This is a genomic window from Erwinia sp. (assembly GCF_049696395.1).
Taxonomy (GTDB): Bacteria; Pseudomonadota; Gammaproteobacteria; order Enterobacterales; family Enterobacteriaceae; genus Erwinia.
This window is the reverse complement of sequence record NZ_JBAVTT010000150.1, coordinates 52,811-67,844: the sequence shown is the minus strand read 5'-3', so window position 1 is coordinate 67,844 and position 15,034 is coordinate 52,811. Positions and strand designations below refer to the sequence as shown.

The 15,034-nt window shown below is 51.9% G+C and carries 13 protein-coding genes; 4 read left to right on the top strand and 9 right to left on the bottom strand.

Features of this window, described 5'->3' with window-relative positions:
• The 5 genes from WCC56_RS18355 to lrhA form a co-directional block, all read right to left on the bottom strand.
• A partial coding sequence (locus WCC56_RS18355) for an NAD(P)H-dependent oxidoreductase subunit E (protein WP_424693761.1) occupies positions 1 to 254 on the bottom strand: 254 nt, incomplete at its 3' end.
• 2 nt (positions 255 to 256) lie between these two features.
• Entirely contained in the window at positions 257 to 2,056 is a 1,800-nt protein-coding gene (nuoC, locus tag WCC56_RS18350) for an NADH-quinone oxidoreductase subunit C/D (RefSeq protein ID WP_424693760.1), read from the bottom strand.
• A gap of 164 nt (positions 2,057 to 2,220) precedes the next feature.
• Positions 2,221 to 2,895, bottom strand: coding sequence for a NuoB/complex I 20 kDa subunit family protein (locus tag WCC56_RS18345; protein ID WP_424693759.1), 675 nt, complete (start codon positions 2,893 to 2,895; stop codon positions 2,221 to 2,223).
• A 15-nt stretch (positions 2,896 to 2,910) separates the two neighbouring features.
• Positions 2,911 to 3,348 (bottom strand): NADH-quinone oxidoreductase subunit A, encoded by a 438-nt coding sequence (locus WCC56_RS18340; protein WP_424693758.1) that lies wholly within the window; start codon positions 3,346 to 3,348, stop codon positions 2,911 to 2,913.
• A gap of 669 nt (positions 3,349 to 4,017) precedes the next feature.
• Entirely contained in the window at positions 4,018 to 4,944 is a 927-nt protein-coding gene (lrhA, locus tag WCC56_RS18335; RefSeq protein WP_424693757.1) for a transcriptional regulator LrhA, read from the bottom strand.
• 1,011 nt (positions 4,945 to 5,955) lie between these two features.
• Here lrhA and WCC56_RS18330 point away from each other — a divergent pair.
• Complete coding sequence (locus WCC56_RS18330; RefSeq protein ID WP_424693756.1) at positions 5,956 to 7,170, top strand: pyridoxal phosphate-dependent aminotransferase; 1,215 nt, start codon at positions 5,956 to 5,958, stop codon at positions 7,168 to 7,170.
• 108 nt (positions 7,171 to 7,278) lie between these two features.
• On the top strand, positions 7,279 to 7,875 hold the full coding sequence (gene yfbR, locus WCC56_RS18325; RefSeq protein WP_424693755.1) for a 5'-deoxynucleotidase: 597 nt from the start codon (positions 7,279 to 7,281) through the stop codon (positions 7,873 to 7,875).
• Between the two features lie 7 nt (positions 7,876 to 7,882).
• Here the strand turns inward: yfbR and WCC56_RS18320 are convergent, their stop codons facing one another.
• The 4 genes from WCC56_RS18320 to yfbV form a co-directional block, all read right to left on the bottom strand.
• Complete coding sequence (locus WCC56_RS18320) at positions 7,883 to 9,154, bottom strand: SLC13 family permease (RefSeq protein ID WP_424693754.1); 1,272 nt, start codon at positions 9,152 to 9,154, stop codon at positions 7,883 to 7,885.
• A 79-nt stretch (positions 9,155 to 9,233) separates the two neighbouring features.
• Positions 9,234 to 9,893, bottom strand: a complete 660-nt coding sequence (locus WCC56_RS18315) for a sugar phosphatase (RefSeq protein WP_424693753.1) — start codon at positions 9,891 to 9,893, stop codon at positions 9,234 to 9,236.
• A 14-nt stretch (positions 9,894 to 9,907) separates the two neighbouring features.
• Entirely contained in the window at positions 9,908 to 10,402 is a 495-nt protein-coding gene (locus WCC56_RS18310) for a YfbU family protein (RefSeq protein ID WP_424693762.1), read from the bottom strand.
• A gap of 150 nt (positions 10,403 to 10,552) precedes the next feature.
• Complete coding sequence (gene yfbV, locus WCC56_RS18305) at positions 10,553 to 11,005, bottom strand: terminus macrodomain insulation protein YfbV (protein WP_424693752.1); 453 nt, start codon at positions 11,003 to 11,005, stop codon at positions 10,553 to 10,555.
• A 333-nt stretch (positions 11,006 to 11,338) separates the two neighbouring features.
• Between yfbV and ackA the strand changes: the two genes are divergently transcribed.
• Positions 11,339 to 12,541, top strand: coding sequence for an acetate kinase (ackA, locus tag WCC56_RS18300; protein WP_424693751.1), 1,203 nt, complete (start codon positions 11,339 to 11,341; stop codon positions 12,539 to 12,541).
• A 108-nt stretch (positions 12,542 to 12,649) separates the two neighbouring features.
• Positions 12,650 to 14,794 (top strand): phosphate acetyltransferase, encoded by a 2,145-nt coding sequence (gene pta, locus WCC56_RS18295; protein ID WP_424693750.1) that lies wholly within the window; start codon positions 12,650 to 12,652, stop codon positions 14,792 to 14,794.
• Positions 14,795 to 15,034: the final 240 nt, after the last annotated feature.

Sequence of the window (15,034 nt, the reverse complement as noted above, 5' to 3'; positions counted from 1 at the left end):
AAGATCTGGCTGTAAAACGTGGCCACGCCTTCAACGTCACTGGCCGGAATGCCCAGCACGTCTGCAATGGCGGTGATCGCGCCGTCCGGCACCCAGCCACGCTGTTTCTGCACAATTTTCAGTGCTTCAATTGAGGCGGCACGGGCATCTTCATAGTGGTGCTTCTCATGCTCGATGGCGTCACGTTCTAACGCGCTCAGCACAAAAGCCTGGTTATCTTCGATCGTTTCGATCGCAATTCTTTGATCGTGCATAATTAGCGGTCCACGTCTGACATAACAAAATCGATACTACCGAGGTATACGATCAGATCGGATACCAGGCTGCCGTTGATCACTGATGGGATCTGCTGCAGGTGCGGGAAGCTAGGCGTACGCACGCGGGTGCGGTAGCTCATGGTGCTGCCGTCGCTGGTCAGGTAGTAACTGTTAATCCCTTTCGTCGCTTCAATCATCTGGAAGGATTCGTTGGCCGGCATGACCGGGCCCCACGACACCTGCAGGAAGTGAGTAATCAGGGTTTCGATATGCTGCAGCGTGCGCTCTTTCGGCGGCGGCGTAGTCAGCGGGTGATCCGCTTTGAACGGGCCTTCCGGCATGTTATTCAGACACTGTTCCAGAATGCGCAGACTCTGGCGCATCTCTTCCATCTTCAGCATCACACGGGTGTAAGCACAGCTGACGCCATCGCCAATCGGAATTTCGAAGTCGAAGTTTTCGTAGCCTGAATACGGACGCCATTTGCGCACGTCAAAGTCCAGACCCGTGGCACGCAGACCGGCACCCGTGGTTCCCCACGCCAGCGCTTCTTCCATGTTGTACGCGGACACGCCTTTAGAACGGGCAATCAGCACGGAGTTTTTCAGTGCCGTTTGCTCGTACGCTTTCAGACGTTTTGGCAGCCAGTTGATGAACTCACGCAGCAGACCTTCCCACCCTTTCGGCAGGTCATGTGCCACGCCGCCGATGCGGAACCAGGCCGGGTGCATACGGAAACCGGTGATAGCTTCAACTACGTCGTAAATTTTCTGGCGGTCGGTAAAGGCAAAGAACACCGGAGACATTGCCCCAACGTCCTGAATAAAGGTCGAGATGTACAGCAGGTGGCTGTTTATACGGAACAGCTCTGAAAGCATCACGCGGATAACGTCAACACGCTCTGGCACCTTGATACCAGCCAGTTTTTCAACGGCCAGCACGTAAGGCATTTCGTTTACACAACCGCCGAGATACTCAATGCGGTCAGTGTAAGGAATGTAGCTGTGCCAGGACTGGCGTTCGCCCATCTTCTCCGCGCCACGGTGGTGGTAACCCACGTCCGGAACACAGTCGACAATCTCTTCGCCATCCAGCTGCAGAATGATGCGGAACGCACCGTGCGCTGACGGGTGGTTAGGCCCGAGGTTGAGGAACATAAAGTCTTCAGTCGCGTTACCGCGCTTCATGCCCCAGTCTTCCGGCTTAAAGGTCATCTGCTCCATCGCCAAATCTTCCGTTTTCTTAGTCAGCTCAAACGGGTCGAATTCAGTGGCGCGCGCCGGATAGTCTTTGCGCAGCGGATGCCCTTCCCAGTCCTGCGGCATCATGATGCGCGTCAGGTGCGGGTGACCATCGAAGGTAATGCCGAACATTTCCCAGGTTTCACGCTCGTACCAGTTGGCATTAGCGAAAATTTTGGTGACGGTTGGCACATGCAGATCGTTTTCAGACAACGCCACCTTGAGCATGATGTCACGGTTGCGTTCAATGGAAATGAAGTGATAGAAAACGGAAAAATCCGCGGCAGGTAAACCAGCGCGGTGAGTACGAAGACGCTCATCCATCCCATGTAAGTCGTAAAGCATCACATAAGGTTTTGGCAACTTGCGTAAAAATTCTACGATTTGCAGCAGCTGTTCACGCTTCACCCAGACGACCGGCACGCCGGTACGGGTAGGTTGGACGGTAAAGGCATCAGGCCCAAAACCCTTACGCAGCTCGCCGATCACCGGGTCATCCTGGTGATCACGGGTTTGCCATTCAGGCTGAGCGAGATCTTGCGTGGTCAAATCTGTCATAAGTTGTTCACCCTGTGGGCCTGCAGGCAGGCACTCAGTATTGGCGTCAGGATGACCGTGCGCGTGTTGTGATTTTTATACGCTGCCGGACATCCATAAAGCTCTACCTGCTGGTATGACGCTGCGAAAACGTGCTGTCCACAACGTCTTAGTGGCGGTAGCGGTTAAATTTCGTCAGGTGTACGCAGGTTGGTCACGGCAATGCGCTCTTCCTGCTTTCTTTCGCGCTCAGACTGCATATTGGCGCGATAAACACCCTGGTCACCCACCACCCACGAGAGCGGACGACGCTCTTTACCGATCGATTCCTGCAGCAGCAGCAGGGCCTGCATATAGGCTTCAGGGCGCGGTGGGCAACCCGGAATATAAACGTCAACAGGCAGGAATTTATCCACGCCCTGCACCACCGAATAGATGTCATACATCCCGCCGGAGTTGGCGCAGGCACCCATTGAGATCACCCACTTCGGCTCCAGCATCTGGTCATACAGACGTTGAACAACCGGTGCCATTTTGGTGAAGCAGGTGCCTGCAACCACCATAAAGTCGGCCTGGCGAGGCGAGGCACGGATAACTTCCGAACCAAAACGGGCCACATCGTGCACCGAGGTGAACGAGGTGGTCATTTCCACGTAACAACAGGAAAGACCGAAGTTAAACGGCCACAGAGAGTTTTTGCGCCCCCAGTTCACCATGTCGTGCAGGGCATGTTCTAACTTGCCCATGTAGACGTTTTGATGAACGTGCTTTTCCAGAGGATCGGTAACGATCTCCTGTTTTTGTAATGGGTAACGGTCATTCTCGCCGTTCGGGTCCGCGCGGGTGAGCGTATAGTCCATCTTTAAGCCTCGCTTTTACTGCGTATGACGGTTGGAATGCGAGATGGTTGTTGGTTTGACCACTACACGACGAGGTGCAGGAGCCCAATCCAGCGCGCGGATCCGCACCAGATAAACCAAACCAGCCAGCAGTACCAAAATGAAAATAGTGGCTTCCACGAAGCCGACCCAACCGCTTTCGCGGATAGCAGTCGACCAGGCGTATAAATAGAGGGCTTCAACGTCGAAGATGACGAAGAACATGGCCACCAGATAGAACTTGGCAGACATTCGAAGGTGGGTCGTTCCTACCGCAGGGGCACCTGACTCGAAAGGCGTGTTGGTATAGCGTCCACGGGCTTTTCCGCCTAAAAACCATGCTCCGGCCAACATTGCACAACAAAGGCCAATTGCAACGATCAGGAATACAGCAAAAGCCCAGTGATGGGCGATAACTTCTGTAGTTGTAGACATACGCTCTGCTTAACTCAACTAGGGGTACTGGTATTCTGCTCTGTAACCGGCAGTTGACCACCCCAACGATTCAAGGGAAAAATAAAAAACCTCATAAACTTTGCTGACTTTTTTGATTAGGCAGCGATTTTATGTGGTTTTTTACTCCTTTCTATAACCTTCTGTCAACTTTGACAAAAGTATCCACACATTAATTTACACCAGCAGCATTTATTTAACATATGATGCGCAGAAAGTGAGCTAAATCGAGTCAGTTCTGGTTATCAGTCAAAGTGTAGCGGGTATTTCCCTGTGCGGATCGCGGTTTTAACAACGCCTATTTTGGCAGGATTTGCCGGGTTTTCCTTCCCCTTGATGGGGCTATTTTTTTGATCCAGCACACACTTTTATCTTTTATGACGCAAAAAACAGCGCTTATCAGTGCGCAAAATCAATTCAGGTCAGGGCAGACGCCGTTCCCCTTTTTGTTTAAAACAGGGAAAATCAACTGCAGGTGGTTTTTGCATCAGAGGGGATATTTGCGCGGGAAAATCGGGGTACAAACGGGCGAAAATAATTCAATAAAAAAGCCCTTCAATGCATATTCGCACTGAAGGGCTTTATTTCTGCAAACGCTTCTTATTAATCGTTAAAAATTAACAACTAAAAATACGTATTTTACAGAAAATCTTATTCGTCTTCATCGGTAAGTGAAGCCGCGTTTTGGGCTGCCAACGTCAGGTTGTAAGGATCGTTGCTTGATTCCATGGCATTGAAGATGGCCAGCGCCAACTCATTGTCACTTTCCGGGTTACGGCACAGCAGATACTCAGTATCTGGCAGAACCGGCAGGCCTTCAGCCGCACCCATCACGCGCAGTTCCGGGCTCATCATCTCAACGGGACGAGCGGTGACGCCCAGACCGGCTTTGACCGCTGCGCGAACGGCCGCAAGGGTGGAAGCAACATAAGAGATGCGCCATGGAATACCGGCCTCGTTGAGGTGGTCAATGGCCATATCACGGTACGGGCTTGGCTCATCCAGCAGAACCAAAGGAATCGCTTCCCCACGCTGGAAGATATAGTCAGCCGCGCAGTACCAAAGTGTTGGTGAAGTACGCAAGACCTGGAAGGCGAAGTTCATCGGGCTTGAAGTGGTGACAACTAAGTCCACTTCACCCTGATTTAACATCTCCATCATGAACGGATTGCGCTTCACACGGACATCAATGGCCAGCTTTGGATAGACTGACGTGACGCGGTTCAGCAGGAAAGGCAGGATGGTATCAGACGTATCATCAGAGGCACCGATAGTCAGCACGCCCTGGATATTGCTGTACATTAAAGACGTACAGGCTTCGTCATTGAAACGAAGGATCTTACGGGCATAGCCAAGAAGCTGAATGCCATGTTCCGTCAGTAATTTGTTACGTCCATGTCTGGCAAACAGTTCTTTGCCAACCAATTGTTCCAGACGCTGCATCTGCTGGCTCACAGCTGATTGGGTTCTGCAAACCGCGGCTGCCGCAGCAGCAAAGGTGTTCAGATCGGCAACAGCAACAAATGTTCTCAGCAGATCGAGGTCAAGATTAAGGATCGGACGATTTGCACTAGTCATGTTTTCTTCACTTTATAAGATTTATACGAACAGCTACCCTGGTGTCATTACCTTCTGTATCAATGGGATACAGTGATAACAATGGCGTAATGCGGTGCGCTGAACGGCACGTTACATTACTTTTCTTCGCAGACGTCAAAACTGCATCGGCCTGAATGTCCCCGGTGTTAACCGCAGGTGGAGCCGATAACAGTCTGTTCCCTCTGATACATCACAACGATGTGCAACCCTGACTCATAAGAAGCAGAAAGCGGCACTAACATGGTCACTTAGCGCCGCCAGTCAGACAGTTAAGCCGGACTACGGTGCTGATAGTGTTTAAAAACCATGTAAAATTGAACAACCAGAACGCTGTAGATACAGCGGAAAAATGATAAGAGCTACTTAAGCTTACCGGTGACAGTATACGACGTAATATCACCTGAGAAACCGGCACGCACGGCGCAAGGTCCTCTGGTTATTATCCTGCCATACTGTCGTTTACTTTTTAAGCCCCAATCCTATTATTCTTATCAGTAAAGTAACATTTTATTGGCTAAAGCCCGGCTAATCAGCCTTTGGACACTAAAATTTATCAATCCGTGCGCAGGTACCTCTGCCAGAGCAACGAAGCACCTCACAGGGGGGATTAGTTTGCCAAAAAACGCCTTAAATCAAACTGGTTATTTTATCATCACTCAATTAAGACATTTTTGACAGTTTCAGAGTTCATCAATCCATCTAATTTTACCAAATACTTACAAAAAAGGGTCATTCAGAGGCTGACCCCGCTGTCTCACCTTCTTATGCAGACTCGCGGCTCAGTTTTAAGTTTCAGTTTGGTGATAATAGGCAGCATTTTATGCCAACTCATCGACCGCAACCCTTCCCTCCTTCCAGCCACAGCAGATTTCCTCAGGTAACCTACCAAAGCCTGTTGATGCCCTTCAAAAGCACCGCAGAGAGGAGTACATTGTGCTGGTTTAGTTTTCCATGGCAGGAAGGCAGTTCTGCAAGTCAAAGGCGAGAGAAATGAATCCAATTGAAAAATCAAGCAAGCTGGATAACGTGTGTTACGACATCCGTGGACCGGTGTTAAAAGAAGCAAAACGTCTTGAGGAAGAAGGCAATAAAGTCCTTAAGTTGAATATCGGCAATCCGGCGCCGTTTGGTTTTGAAGCCCCCGACGAGATCCTGGTAGATGTGATCCGTAATCTGCCCAGTGCGCAGGGTTATTGTGATTCGAAAGGCCTTTACTCCGCCCGTAAAGCCATTGTTCAGCATTATCAAGCTCGCGGTATGCGCGACATGACCGTCGAAGATGTTTATATCGGTAACGGCGTGTCTGAACTGATTGTTCAGTCAATGCAGGCGTTGCTGAATATGGGTGATGAGATGCTGGTTCCGGCACCTGATTACCCGCTGTGGACTGCCGCTGTGTCCCTTTCAAGCGGGAAAGCCGTGCATTACCTGTGCGACGAATCCGCAGGCTGGTTCCCGGATCTGGACGATATTCGCAGTAAAATCACCCCCCGTACGCGCGGCATCGTGATCATCAACCCGAATAACCCAACCGGCGCGGTGTACAGCAAAGAGCTGTTGATGGAAGTGGTAGAGCTGGCTCGTCAGCATAATCTGATTATTTTCGCCGATGAGATTTACGACAAAATCCTGTATGACGCGGCACAGCACCACTCGATTGCCACGCTGGCACCTGACCTGCTGACCATCACCTTTAATGGCCTGTCCAAAACCTATCGCGTGGCCGGTTTCCGTCAGGGCTGGATGGTGCTAAACGGTCCGAAAAAACACGCTAAAGGCTATATTGAAGGTCTGGAAATGTTGGCCTCGATGCGTTTATGCGCCAACGTACCTGCACAGCATGCCATTCAGACGGCGCTGGGCGGTTATCAGAGCATCAGCGAATTCATCGTTCCCGGCGGCCGGCTCTATGAGCAGCGCAATCGTGCCTGGGAACTGATCAATGATATCCCTGGTGTTAGCTGCGTGAAGCCTGACGGCGCGCTGTATATGTTCCCTAAAATTGATGCAAAGAAGTTCAACCTGCATGACGATCAGAAGATGGTGCTGGACTTCCTGCTGCAGGAAAAAGTCCTGTTGGTGCAGGGTTCAGCCTTTAACTGGCCCTATCCGGACCATGTGCGCATCGTCACCCTGCCGCACGTTAACGATCTGGAAATGGCCATCAGCAAGTTTGGGCGCTTCCTGGAAGGTTATCGTCAGTAACCTGTAGCAAAACCGCCACTGACGCCGTCATCAGGATGGCGTTATACTGGCAGTCTGGGGAACGGAGCCGTTCGTTCCCTGCAGTCTAGCTACAGGAAATAGCCACTCATGAACCAGAGCCATTTTTTCGCCCATCTTTCCCGTCTTAAGCTGATCAATCGTTGGCCTCTGATGCGCAACGTGCGCACCGAAAATGTTTCCGAGCACAGCCTGCAAGTCGCGATGGTCGCCCATGCGCTGGCCGTGATCAAAAATCAAAAATTCAACGGCAACCTCAATGCTGAACGCATCGCGATGATGGCGATCTACCATGACGCCAGCGAAGTGCTAACCGGCGATTTACCTACGCCAGTAAAGTACTACAACGCGCAGATTGCCCATGAATACAAAAAAATCGAGAAGATTGCTCAGCAGAAGCTGATTGAAATGCTGCCTGAAGAGCTGCGCAGTGCTTATCGTCCGCTGCTGGATGAACATCAGCATAGCGAGGACGAGAAAGCGGTTGTGAAGCAGGCTGATGCCCTTTGCGCCTACCTGAAATGCCTGGAAGAACTCTCTGCTGGCAACCATGAATTTCAGCTGGCGAAAGCCCGGCTGGAGAAAACCCTCAGCGAGCGCCACAGCCCGGAGATGGACTACTTTGTTGAGGTATTTGTGCCGAGCTTCAGCCTCTCGCTGGATGAAATCAGCCAGGAATCGCTGTAGCGTCGCCTCAGAACGGAAACAGCACCGGCACCAGAAGTACGCTGACCACCATGATAATCAGGGTGAAAGGCACGCCAATCTTCACAAAGTCACTGAAGCGGTATCCGCCAGGCCCCATCACCAGCATATTCACCGGTGAAGAGACTGGCGTCATAAAGGCGGCTGAAGCGGCCACCGCAATAATTAAGGTAAACGGATAGGGAGAGACGCCCATTTGCTGTGCGGCGGCAATCCCTATCGGTGCCATGAGCACAGCTGTGGCCGTGTTAGAGATAAAGAGTCCGATGGTGGCGCAAAGGATGAACAGGCAAAGCAGCATCACATGCGGACTTTTGCCCCCCGCCACATCCATCAATCCTTCGACAATCAGCGTCACCCCACCGGTTTTCTGCAGCGCTAATGCAAAGGGCATCATGCCGATAATCAGAATGAGCCCCGGCCACTGAATAGCGCGATAAGCACTTTCCATATCAATACAGCGGAACTTGCCCATCAGCAGACAGGCAATCAGGGCGGCGATGGGATTGGGGATCGCGTTGGTCAACATCATCGCTACCATTAATGCCATACAAAAAATAGCGTGCGGAGCCTGACTTTTAGCCGGCGCAACCTCACTGGTTTCAGCCGCTGTTTTTCTGAAATTCAGCGGTCGTCTGGCGCCTTTCCTTTGAGGATCTGCCAGCCATTTTCGCGCCAGCAGCATATAGCCAATCCCAAAGATCAATGCGACAAGCCCAACTGGCGTGACATCGAAGAAACTGAACCCTTTCAGTCCTTCGCGCAGTAATTCGCTATTTACCACCAGATTAGGGGGTGTAGCCACCAGGGTCATCATGCCGCTGATTAACCCTGCGAAGCTTAACGGCATCATCAGCCTGCCCGGCGAGATACCCATTCTTGCAGAAACGCTAAGCACAACCGGGATAAAGATGGCGACCACCCCGGTTGAACTCATAAAGGCGCCTAATCCGGCAACCGTGAGCATCAGCAGCACCAGCATTTTTGTTTCGCTGCTACCAGCAGCCCTGATTAACCACTCGCCCATATTCAGCGCAACACCGGTGCGCACCAGGCCTTCGCCAATCACAAACAGAGCGGCAATGAGAATCACATTGGGATCGCTGAAACCGAGGGTGGCTTCCTGCAGGGTAAGGGTTCCGCTGAGCACAAAGACGATGATCACCAACAGCGCAATCACATCCATCCGTAATTTTCCGGAGACAAATAACAGAATGGTGATCGCCAGCAGGCTAACAACCCAAATCAACTCTTTGTTCACGAGGGATCTCTGTACAGGGGAATGACAGTACAGATCATCGCATAAAAAAAACCCCGCTATAGCGGGGTTACATCATGTCTTAGTGCTTTCTGTGCACATCAATGCTGCCATCAGCATTTTTGTGGATCACCAACTCTTCCAGCGAATTGAGCAACATATCGACATCTTCCAGTCTTGGCGAACCGGCAGGCGCGTTGACCGCCACCACGTGGCAACCAGCTGCCAGGCCAGAGAGAATACCGGCTGCGGCATCTTCCACCACCACGCACTCTTCCGGCTCAAGATCCAGCAGCTGCGCACCCAGCAGATAGGCGTCTGGCTCTGGCTTGCCATTCTGCACGCGCTCGGCAGTGACAAAAGCTTCAGGCTCTGGCAGGCCAGCAGCTTTGCGGCGGGCAGAAGCTACTGGCACAGATCCAGAGGTAACGATAGCCCAGGGGATATCCAGCTCGTTCAACATCGTTAACAGGTCTAAGGCACCAGGCAAAGCAACGATGCCGTCAGTGTCTTCGGCCTCAACCTTTTCCAGCGCGAAAAACTCTTGCTGAATCGCCTCTTCCGAAGAGCCAGCCATAAAGTGACGCAGTGAGGTGATAGCCTGCTTGCCGTGAATGAAGTTCAGCACTTCATCAGCTGCGATACCGTGCCGTGATGCCCAATTTACCCAGGCGCGTTCGACAACCGGTAATGAATCGACCAGCGTGCCGTCCAGATCAAACAGAAAACCTTTACACTTCACTACGTTTATCCTTATCAGGCGTTGATGATTTGCGCGATCTCGTTCGCACTCAAATGGTATTGCCTCGGACAAGTGTGCCACACAGTCAGCATGCGTTGATACTTTTCCCACATCGGCGTTTGTGCGTTAAAGCCATGCGTACCGGAATCAAAATGGGTGTAACGCCCTTCCACATTCACCATAAACCGCACGTAGCCGAGGTATCTGGCTTCTGTCGCGGCATCAAACCCTAGAAAGTTAAGGCGACGCTCTTCAATGGCGGTGGGATCTTTCAGATTTGTCCAGGACACATGCAGCGCGTGATGCAGCTCCATAACATCGATGATTCCGCGGCAGACAGCTTCGGTCAGCTCACCAAATTCACGGTCTAACTCGCGCATCTGCAAGCCGTAACCCCGCTCAATAATAGTCTGCTGACGGCGATAACGCTCGGCGTTGTCCGGGTCAAGCATACTCATCATTTTGTACTGATTAGAGAGGATTAAACGCTGGGCATTGGTCATTTCCATCATTAACTCCTGTGCCGCACCGGGCATAACGAAATTTGAAGGGGATGACTGAGGATGGCACAACAGGCTTTAGGGCGGAATGGCAAGCAGACGCTTCTTTGATCCAGACCGGGTTTAAGCAGATAAATGCCAATAAACCCGGTCTGACGCTTAAAGATCGTCGAGGAATGTTTTATCAAGCTGCTTAAAAGCGCGCTTCAGTACATCGGCAAGGGACTGATAAGTCGGTTTACCTTCCACAGGCGACAGCGCCTGCCCGGCGGCTTGCAGCTTTTCGCGCACTTCATGGAACCAGTTCAACAGCGTTGGCGGCAAAGGCGTAACAGAGCGCTTACCCAGCCACCACAGCCCTTGCATCGGGAGACTGCACGCAAATAGCGCGGTAGCCACTGCCGGGCCCAGCTGACCGCCCAGCGCAATTTGCCAGCTCATAGCAAACACCGCCAGCGGCGGCATAAAACGGATGGAAAAGCGTGTCGCTCTGGCCACACGGTTTTCCGGGAACATGGCCGCCAGGCGCTTATCGGCAGGCCACGTCTTCATATAATGCTGCCCACGCTGGAACAGTTTAAACCAACCGACGGTGCCGGATTCATTAGCCATGGTTGACCTCAACTTCGGAGATAAAAATTAAACAAAAAAGACAACTCAACAACTTTACCTTACATCCTTCAAAATATTTTGTCTTTAACAGGCACACTGGTTATCCTGTGCGCGATTGTTGAATGGCTGTTACGAGGTTGCTATTAGCTAACGGTAAGGCCAGTCAAAAATCCTTATAAATTCAAAAAAACGTGTAAAGTTTATTAACTTTTTTTGCTTTTAAACAAAATTTGCCGTGAGCTTGACGTTCATCATTAATGTACCAGCTTTCATGCGCTACGCTGATAGTCTGATTGAGTTTTTTTTCGCCACTTTTAACCAATAGGACCTTCCATGTCGAGTAAGTTAGTTTTGGTTCTGAACTGCGGCAGTTCTTCCCTTAAATTTGCCATCATCGATCCTGCAAATGGTGAAGAGTCTCTCTCCGGTTTAGCCGAATGTTTCCACCTGCCAGAAGCACGCATTAAGTGGAAAATGGAAGGGGCTAAACACGAGGAAGCATTAGGCGCTGGCGCTGCACACAGCGAGGCACTGAACTTCATCGTTAAAACTATTCTGGCACAAAAACCAGCGCTGTCTGCACTTATCACTTCAATAGGTCATCGCATTGTTCACGGCGGCGAAAAGCTGACCCAGTCGGTGATCATCGATCAGGATGTGATTCAAGGCATTAAAGATGCCTCGTCCTTCGCCCCGCTGCACAACCCGGCGCACCTGATTGGCATCGACGAAGCGATGAAGAACTTCCCGCACTTGTCTGATAAGAATGTGGCGGTTTTCGACACGGCTTTCCATCAGACTATGCCTGAAGAGTCTTATCTTTACGCCCTGCCGTACAAACTGTACCGCGAGCATGGCGTTCGTCGCTATGGCGCACACGGCACCAGCCACTTCTATGTTACTCAGGAAGCGGCCAAAGTCCTGAACAAGCCGGTAGAAGAGCTGAACATCATCACCTGCCATCTGGGCAACGGCGGCTCTGTTGCTGCTATCCGTAATGGCGTATGCGTGGACACTTCCATGGGGCTGACGCCGCTGGAAGGTCTGGTCATGGGCACCCGTTCAGGCGATATCGATCCTGCTGTGATGTTCTTCCTGCACGATACGCTGGGCATGAGCGTTGACGCGATCAACCGCATGCTGACCAAAGAGTCTGGCCTGCTGGGTCTGACTGAAGTCACCAGCGACTGCCGTTATGTAGAAGATAACTACGCCACTAAAGAAGATGCTAAGCGCGCGATGGACGTTTACTGCCACCGCCTGGCGAAATACATCGGCTCTTATACCGCGCTGATGGATGGCCGTCTGGACGCAGTGATCTTCACTGGCGGCATCGGTGAAAATGCCGCGATGGTGCGTGAACTGTCACTGGGTCGCCTTGCTCTGCTTGGCTTTGAAGTGGATCACGAACGTAACCTGGCTGCCCGCTTCGGCAAATCAGGCTTCATCAATAAAGAAGGCACTCGCCCGGCTCTGGTCATCCCAACCAATGAAGAGTTGGTGATTGCCCAGGACGCCAGCCGTCTGACTGCATAAGTCCTTTCCTCCGTCAGCTCAGGCTGACGGAGTTGTTTTTGACACCAGCGACTCAGGATCGCGCAAGCCTTTGCTGCAGGGATCCTGAGCTAATTCGAGAGGTTCATTGTGTCTCGTACTATTATGCTAATCCCTACCGGCACCAGCGTCGGTTTGACCAGTATCAGCCTCGGTGTGATCCGCGCCATGGAACGTAAAGGCGTGCGTCTCAGCGTCTTCAAACCTATCGCACAGCCTCGTGCAGGCGGCGACTCGCCGGACCAGACCACCACCATTATCCGTAAAAGCTCCTCCATTCCCGCTGCCGAACCGCTGCAGATGAGCCGTGTGGAATCGTTGCTGGGATCAAACCAGCAAGACGTGCTGATGGAAGAGATCATCGCCCGTTACCACGAAAACACCAAAGATGCTGAAGTGGTGCTGGTTGAAGGCCTGGTGCCTACCCGTAAACACCAGTTCGCTTCTGCACTGAACTATGAAATTGCCAAAACGCTGAATGCGGAAATCGTCTTCGTGATGTCACTGGGTAATGATTCTCCGGCCCAGCTGAAAGAGCGTATTGAACTGACGCAGAGCAGCTTCGGCGGCAGTAAAAACAAAAACATCACTGGCGTGATCATTAACAAACTGAACGCGCCGGTTGACGAGCAAGGCCGTACTCGCCCGGATCTGTCAGAAATCTTTGATGACTCCAACAAAGCCAGCGTCGCCAATATCGATCCCAAGCAGCTGTTTGCCAACAGCCCGCTGCCGGTGCTGGGCTGCGTGCCGTGGAGCTTTGAACTGATTGCTACCCGCGCCATTGATATGTGCCGCCATCTGAATGCAGAAATCATTAACGAAGGCGACATTCAGACTCGCCGTGTGAAGTCGGTAACCTTCTGCGCGCGCAGCATTCCTCATATGCTTGAGCACTTCCGTCCTGGTTCCCTGCTGGTGACTTCAGCAGACCGTCCGGATGTGATCGTGTCGGCCTGTCTGGCCGCGATGAATGGCGTGGAAATTGGTGCCATCCTGCTGACCGGTGGTTACAAGATTGATGAGCCAATCCGCAAGCTGTGTGAGCGCGCCTTCGCGACTGGCCTGCCGGTCTTTATGGTGAAAACCAATACCTGGCAGACCTCGCTGAGCCTGCAGAGCTTCAATCTGGAAGTGCCAAGCGACGATATCCAGCGCATTGAGCGCGTGCAGGAGTATGTGGCCAGCCATATCGACTCTGACTGGGTGGAATCGCTGACAGCCGCTTCCGAGCGCAGCCGTCGTCTTTCTCCACCAGCCTTCCGTTACCAGCTGACCGAGTTGGCGCGTAAAGCGGGCAAACGCATTGTGCTGCCAGAAGGTGAAGAGCCACGTACCATTAAAGCGGCGGCGATTTGCGCCGAACGTGGCATCGCTTCCTGTGTGCTGCTGGGTAATCCGGAAGAGATCCATCGCATTGCTGCCGTTCAGGGCGTTGAGCTGGGCAAAGGCATCGAGATTATCGATCCGGAAGTCGCACGCGAAAACTATGTAGCGCGTCTGGTTGAGCTGCGTAAGAGCAAAGGCATGACCGAAGTGGTTGCTAAAGAGCAGCTGGAAGACAACGTGATGCTCGGCACCCTGATGCTGGAGCGTGGCGAAGTTGACGGTCTGGTTTCTGGTGCGATTCACACCACGGCCAACACCATTCGTCCGCCGTTACAGCTGATCAAAACCGCGCCTAACAGCTCGCTGGTCTCATCCGTGTTCTTTATGCTGCTGCCTGAGCAGGTTCTGGTGTATGGCGACTGCGCCATCAACCCTGATCCAAATCCGGAACAGCTGGCAGAAATCGCCATTCAGTCAGCGGATTCTGCACTGGCCTTCGGCATCGAACCTCGCGTAGCGATGATCTCCTACTCAACCGGAACCTCCGGTGCCGGTAGTGATGTTGAGAAAGTGCGTGAAGCTACCCGAATCGCGCAGGAAAAACGTCCTGACCTGGTTATCGATGGTCCGCTGCAGTACGACGCCGCGATCATGGCTGACGTAGCCAAATCCAAGGCACCAAACTCACCTGTAGCGGGTCGCGCTACCGTGTTCATCTTCCCTGACCTGAACACCGGTAACACCACCTACAAAGCCGTACAGCGTTCTGCGGACCTGATCTCCATCGGGCCGATGCTGCAAGGGATGCGTAAGCCGGTCAATGACCTGTCACGCGGTGCACTGGTTGACGATATCGTTTATACCATCGCCCTGACGGCCATTCAGTCAAAACAGGCTGAAGGCTAAGACTTAACGGTCCTGGCTGACAAAAAGGTGGATCTCAGGATCCGCCTTTTTTACGACCTTAACTGACTTCACATTTTTTAAAAAATATCCCCCGACTTCCCTTTCTTATGCTTCCTGATTTTATTTCCCCGGCCTTTTTTTTGATCGCGCTTATTTTTTACATTCGGCAATAAATAAGAGTGATTTAATTCATTGAAACCTCGATGTAATTTCGCAAGGCCATTATTTTATGGAACAATC

Excerpts from the sequence above, each read along its gene's own strand:
- nuoC (WP_424693760.1), bottom strand. The coding sequence starts at position 2,056 with ATGACAGATTTGACCACGCAAGATCTCGCTCAGCCTGAATGGCAAACC.
- WCC56_RS18345 (WP_424693759.1), bottom strand. The coding sequence starts at position 2,895 with ATGGACTATACGCTCACCCGCGCGGACCCGAACGGCGAGAATGACCGT.
- WCC56_RS18340 (WP_424693758.1), bottom strand. The coding sequence starts at position 3,348 with ATGTCTACAACTACAGAAGTTATCGCCCATCACTGGGCTTTTGCTGTA.
- lrhA (WP_424693757.1), bottom strand. The coding sequence starts at position 4,944 with ATGACTAGTGCAAATCGTCCGATCCTTAATCTTGACCTCGATCTGCTG.
- WCC56_RS18330 (WP_424693756.1), top strand. The coding sequence starts at position 5,956 with ATGAATCCAATTGAAAAATCAAGCAAGCTGGATAACGTGTGTTACGAC.
- yfbR (WP_424693755.1), top strand. The coding sequence starts at position 7,279 with ATGAACCAGAGCCATTTTTTCGCCCATCTTTCCCGTCTTAAGCTGATC.
- WCC56_RS18310 (WP_424693762.1), bottom strand. The coding sequence starts at position 10,402 with ATGGAAATGACCAATGCCCAGCGTTTAATCCTCTCTAATCAGTACAAA.
- yfbV (WP_424693752.1), bottom strand. The coding sequence starts at position 11,005 with ATGGCTAATGAATCCGGCACCGTCGGTTGGTTTAAACTGTTCCAGCGT.
- ackA (WP_424693751.1), top strand. The coding sequence starts at position 11,339 with ATGTCGAGTAAGTTAGTTTTGGTTCTGAACTGCGGCAGTTCTTCCCTT.